5 protein-coding genes are annotated in these 4,956 nt (G+C 68.9%); 4 read left to right on the top strand and 1 reads right to left on the bottom strand.

Annotated features, from left to right (window positions below; all coding sequences use genetic code 11):
• The 3 genes from ACT6Y9_RS08665 to ACT6Y9_RS08655 all read left to right on the top strand — a co-directional run.
• A partial coding sequence (locus ACT6Y9_RS08665) for an outer-membrane lipoprotein carrier protein LolA (protein ID WP_443744245.1) occupies positions 1-546 on the top strand: 546 nt, incomplete at its 5' end.
• Between the two features lie 228 nt (positions 547-774).
• The gene (locus ACT6Y9_RS08660; protein WP_443744244.1) at positions 775-1,821 is read left to right on the top strand and encodes a helix-turn-helix transcriptional regulator; all 1,047 of its coding nucleotides are present in this window, start codon (positions 775-777) and stop codon (positions 1,819-1,821) included.
• Between the two features lie 5 nt (positions 1,822-1,826).
• Positions 1,827-2,957: a metallophosphoesterase family protein gene (locus ACT6Y9_RS08655; protein WP_443744243.1), complete on the top strand. Its 1,131-nt coding sequence runs from the start codon at positions 1,827-1,829 to the stop codon at positions 2,955-2,957.
• A gap of 4 nt (positions 2,958-2,961) precedes the next feature.
• Here ACT6Y9_RS08655 and ACT6Y9_RS08650 read toward each other — a convergent pair whose 3' ends face one another.
• Positions 2,962-4,200, bottom strand: coding sequence for a molybdopterin molybdotransferase MoeA (locus ACT6Y9_RS08650; protein ID WP_443744242.1), 1,239 nt, complete (start codon positions 4,198-4,200; stop codon positions 2,962-2,964).
• Positions 4,201-4,283: 83 nt separating this feature from the next.
• Between ACT6Y9_RS08650 and mobA the strand changes: the two genes are divergently transcribed.
• A complete protein-coding gene (mobA, locus tag ACT6Y9_RS08645; RefSeq protein ID WP_443744241.1) occupies positions 4,284-4,928 on the top strand; it encodes a molybdenum cofactor guanylyltransferase MobA in 645 nt (214 codons plus the stop codon).
• Positions 4,929-4,956 lie beyond the last annotated feature (28 nt).

The raw sequence follows: 4,956 nt of genomic DNA, 5'->3' as shown, positions 1-4,956 counted from the left end.
GACGGGCGCACTCTCCTCGAGAAGTTCCTCTCGGGGGTGGCGTGCGCCTCGGGCGCCTTCGAGCAGGAGACGATCACCCGCGAGGGGCGCCGCACGGGCGCCGCTTCGGGCGAATTCGCGTTTCTGCGCCCCTCGAAGTTCGACTGGCAGTACCTCAAGCCCTACCGACAGCGCATCGTGGGCGACGGCGAAATGGTCCGGATCTACGACGAGGACCTCATGCAGGTGACCGAGAAGAAGATGACCGACGCGGTGGCGGCCACGCCCGCGGCGGTGCTCTTCGGCGCGGGCCGCATCCCCGCGGACTGGGTCGTGGTGGCCGAGCCCGGCGTGGTGTTGCTCACCCCCAGGGAGGCCGCCGGCGGCTTTGAGCGCATCGAGGTCGCCTTCGACGCGTCGGGACTGCCCGACGCGCTCGGGCTCGTCGATGCCTTCGGACAGGCGACCCGGATCCGCTTCACGCGCTTCACGCCGGGCACCCCCGACCCGGAGCGCTTCGTGCTCCGCGTTCCCGAGGGCGTGGACGTCATGCGCGACGCGCAGTAGCGCGGAGGGGCGGTCGAGGATCATCCGGCGCTCCCGGAAAAGCGCCCGCCGCGCATCGGGTAGAATCCGTAGCACCGGAAGCCGCCTGCGCCCGGATGGACGAGGGCGGCTCCACATGTTTTCGACGCGGGAGCCCGTGAGCGTCGGCCTCATACTACGAAGCCGGCAGTCTCCGGAGGTCCCATCCATCTTCTTTCTCTCCAACCCCCACCAAAACAGAGACCGCCTATGAAGAGCAGCATGCGCCGCCTGATCATCGACAGGATGCTTACTGAAAAAGAGCTCGTGTCCTTCGACGAACTTTCGGCCGTGCTGAAAGTGAGTTCGCCCACCATCAAGCGCGATCTGCGCTACATGCGCGAAGAGCTCGACGCGCCGATCCGCTACAGCCGCTCCAAGAACGCCTACTACTACCAGCGCACGAAGGAACCCGTGGTTCGTCCGAAGCGCGGGATCAAGGTGCGTCCGCGGATGGCCGAACCGCCGCGGCTCACGATGAAGCAGTGGTATTCCTCGGACGAACTCTACGTCCTCACGTCCGCCTACGACCTGTTGGGCGAGCTTGAGAACGACCGCACCTCGGTGCTGCTCGACGCGCTTGCGCCCCTCCGCTCGCGCGTGCTCGATCTCTTCACCGTGAGCGGCATCGGTCCGAGGGAGCTCATGCGCCGCGTGCGCGTGATGGACAACCGCATCCCGTTCAGCGAACCGCCCACGTTCGAGACGGTCGGTGCGGCGCTCTGCCTCAAGCGGCGGGTGCGCGTGTGCTACTACTCCCTGCGCACGAAGGAGACGTCGTTCCGTGAGCTCTCGCCTCAGCGGCTCGTGCACTACCGCAACCGCTGGTATGTGGACGCCTACTGCCACGAGACGCAGAAGCTCAAGACCTTCCTGATCGAAAACATTCAGAGCGCCGAAGTCCTTTCGACCACCTCCAAGCGCATGACGCTCGACGAGGTGAGCGGAGAGCTCGACGCGGGCTACGGGCTGTTCCACGGCCGGGATCTGCATGTCGCGAAGCTTCACTTCGATGAAGCCGTCGCGCACTACGTCCTGCGTGAAACGTGGCACCCGAAGCAGCGCGCCGAAACTTACGACGACGGCTCCTTGTTGCTTTCGGTCCCGTACACCAACTCGACGGAAATCGTCGGTGCAATCCTCCGCTGGGGTTCCAAGGTCGAGGTTCTCGAACCCGCCTCGCTGCGCGAGGAGGTCGCCCGTGAGGCCGAACGCATCGCCGCGCTCTATCAGGAGCGCACGGCTGCAGGCTCATAGGGCAGATGGCGACGGAAGAAGTTCAGATAAAGAGGCGGCGTCCGCGCCGCCACCGCAAGTCCAACCGCGCGAAGGTCCTGCCGAGGATCTTCTTCTGCGGCGACCCGCACGGCGTGTTCGATCAGATCAACGAGGCGGCGAGGCTCCACAAGCCCGACGCCCTCGTGATCCTCGGCGACATGCAGCCGCCCGCCCCCCTCGAGCAGGTGCTTGAGGAGGCGCTGCGCTACGCCCCCGTCTGGTGGATTCCCGGCAACCACGACTCCGACTCGGACGAGATCTACGACAACCTCTGGCGGAGCGCGCTCGCGCAGCACAACCTGCACGGGCGCGTCGCGATGGTCGCGGGCCTGAGGATCGCGGGATTGGGCGGCGTCTTCCGCGGCCAGGTCTGGATGCCCGAGAACGAGGTGAACTACTACTGCCCGGCCACCTTCATCCGGCGCGTGGGCGCGGGGAACATGTGGCGCGGCGGCCTGCCGCGGCGCCACCGCACGACGATCTTCCCCTCGGTCTACCAGAACCTGATTCGGCAGCAGGCCGACATCCTCGTCACGCACGAGGCCCCCGCCTGCCACCGCAAGGGCTTCGCCGCGATCGACGAGCTCGCCGAGGGCCTCGGCGTCCGGTGGCTCTTCCACGGGCACCAGCACGAGGACCGCGTCTACGGGCGCCACCACGGCATCATCATGCAGGGGGTGGGATACCGCGGCGTGACGAGCCTCTCGGGCGAGGTGATCGTCCCCGCGCAGCTCGATCCGCGCGAGGCCGCCTCCCTGAGGAGCGCGATCAACTGGGCGGCCGGCCACGGTCCGGTCGTTCAGGAGCCCGCGCCCCCCATCATCGTCCGCACGCCGGGGCCTGCGGGCACGGCGGTGTTTCCCGTGCCGGTGGCCGACCCGGCCGATCCCCAGGAGCGGCTTCTCGCGCAGGTCGCCGAAACGCGCAACCGCGCGCTCGCCGCGGGCGAATCGAGACGCCCCGGGCGCGATGAGGAGCTCGCGCGCGCCGTCGCCGCCCGGGCAGCCGGCGGGCGCTGGAAGCGCTTCCAGAGCGAGAAGATCCCTCAGGGCGCAGGATCGTGCCCGCCGCGGCCGGTGAAGCGGGGATCCTCGGGCCGCGACGGCTCGGACTGATCCGTCATATGAGGAGGCACTCGACCGAAGCGCCTTCCTCAACGCCGGCCGAATCGAGGCCGAGCACCGCCATGGCGTTCATGCCCGTGAGGGTCGTGAGCTGCCCCGAACTCTGAGACGCGGTCGGCGTGAAGACGAGGCGGCCCGCCTCCATCTCAAGCCTGCCGCGCACGAGGTCCGTGCGGCCCGTGCGCCCCTTGATCCGGCGGCCCGCGACGGCGGGCGCCTTCGGGAGGTTGAGCGGCGCGGTCGCGCCGCCGGCGAGAAGGAGCGCCCGGCGCAGAAAGAGCGCGGCCGAGACCGCGGCGGCGACTGGATTTCCCGGGAGCGCCATGAACCAGACGGGGTGTTCGCCCGGAATCCGCCCGAACGAGAAGGGCTTGCCGGGGCGCATGCTCACGTGGTGGTGCGTTACGCCGCCGCCCATTTCCGCGAGCACGCGGTTCGTGTAGTCGTGTTCGCCTTCGCCCACGCCCCCGGTGGCGACGAGGAAGTCGCACCGCCGGGCGGCTTCGGAGAGCGCGGCGCGCTGCACTTCGGGATCGTCGGGAAGAATCCCGAGGTCCACGACGTCCGCACCCCAGCGGCGGATCTGCGCGGCGAGAAGTGCCGAATTCGCGTTGTAGACGGCCCCCGCGGGGAGCGGCCCGGGCGTGCCCGGGGCGACGAGCTCGTCGCCCGTCGAAAAGAGCGCGACCGTGAGGCGCCGGCAGCGGAGCTCCGCGCGCCCGAGTACCGCGGCGAGCCCGATCCAGGCCGGAGTGAGGACTTCGCCCGGCTCCATCACCGCGTCGCCCGCGCGCATCTCCTCACCCTGAAGCCGCACGTTTTCGCCGGGCTTCACGCGTTGGGCATCGAACACCACCCAGGCGCCTTCGGGCGTCTCCTCCGAGCGGGTGCGCTCGAAGGGAATCACGGTGTCGGCGCCTTCGGGCATCTTCGCGCCCGTCATGATCCGGACGGCTTCGCCTGGGGCGACAACTCCGTTAAAAGGCGCCCCCGCATAGGAGACGCCCGCGACGCGCAGCCGCACCGCTGCGCCGGGGGCGAGCTCCGCCGCGCGGAAGGCGAAGCCGTCCATGGCGGAATTGTCGAAGGCGGGGGCGTCGAAGGGCGCCGTGATCGTCTCGGCGAGGATGCGGCCCTCGGCTGCGCTCAGGGGGAGGAGCTCCGTCGCCGGTACCGGCGCGATGGAGCGCTCGAGGATGTCGTAGACGGTTTCGATGGTGATGTAGTCGGCCATTCAGTGTTCTCCGGCAGAAAAGCACGGGCGTTAGGATAATCCGACCGGGAATCGAGCAAACCCGCCCTGAAGGAGTAGACAGCATGGGAGAGATCACCCGTACGAACACGACGCTTCTCATCTTTGCCGGCGGCCGCGCGACGCGCCTGGGCGGCGTCAACAAGGCGCTTGTTCCCCTGGGTGGTCGGCCCCTGATCGAGCACGTGCTCGAGCGCCTCGGTCCGGTGGTGAGCAGCGTGGTGGTGTCCGCGAACCGGGACACCGCAAGCTTCGTCCGTCCCGGCGTCCGGGTGGTGGTCGACAAGGAGACGACCTTCCCGGGGCCCCTCGCGGCGTTGGAGGCGGCCGCGGATGTGGTGGAGACGGAGTGGGTGCTCACGGCCCCGTGCGACGCTCCCTTTCTGCCCGCCGACCTCCTCGAGCGTTTCCGCGCACGTCAGGCGCAGCTCGCCCGGGAAGGGTTCGACCCCGACGCCTACATGATCCGCACGGAGAACCACAAGCAGGGGGCCGTCGCCTGCGTGCGTACGAAGCGCCTCGCCGAAGCGCGCGGTTCACTCGCCGCGGGCGAGCACCGGCTCGGGCGCTGGTACGCCGCGTTGGGTGCCGCGGAGGTCCCCGTCTTCGGCATGGAGGAGGCGTTCGCCAACCTCAACACGCCTGAGGAGATCTCCGCCGCGGAGGCCGGATGCAATAAATTTCCAGGGCTGACGCGTAGCAGGCTCTAATTGCTTGTTGTGCGCCAGCCCTAATTCT

The sequence above is a fragment of the Sutterella sp. genome, assembly GCF_052272535.1.
In the GTDB taxonomy this organism is placed as follows: Bacteria; Pseudomonadota; Gammaproteobacteria; order Burkholderiales; family Burkholderiaceae_F; genus Sutterella.
The sequence above is the reverse complement of the archived record's forward strand: the minus strand, read 5'-3'. Positions and strand labels throughout refer to the sequence as shown.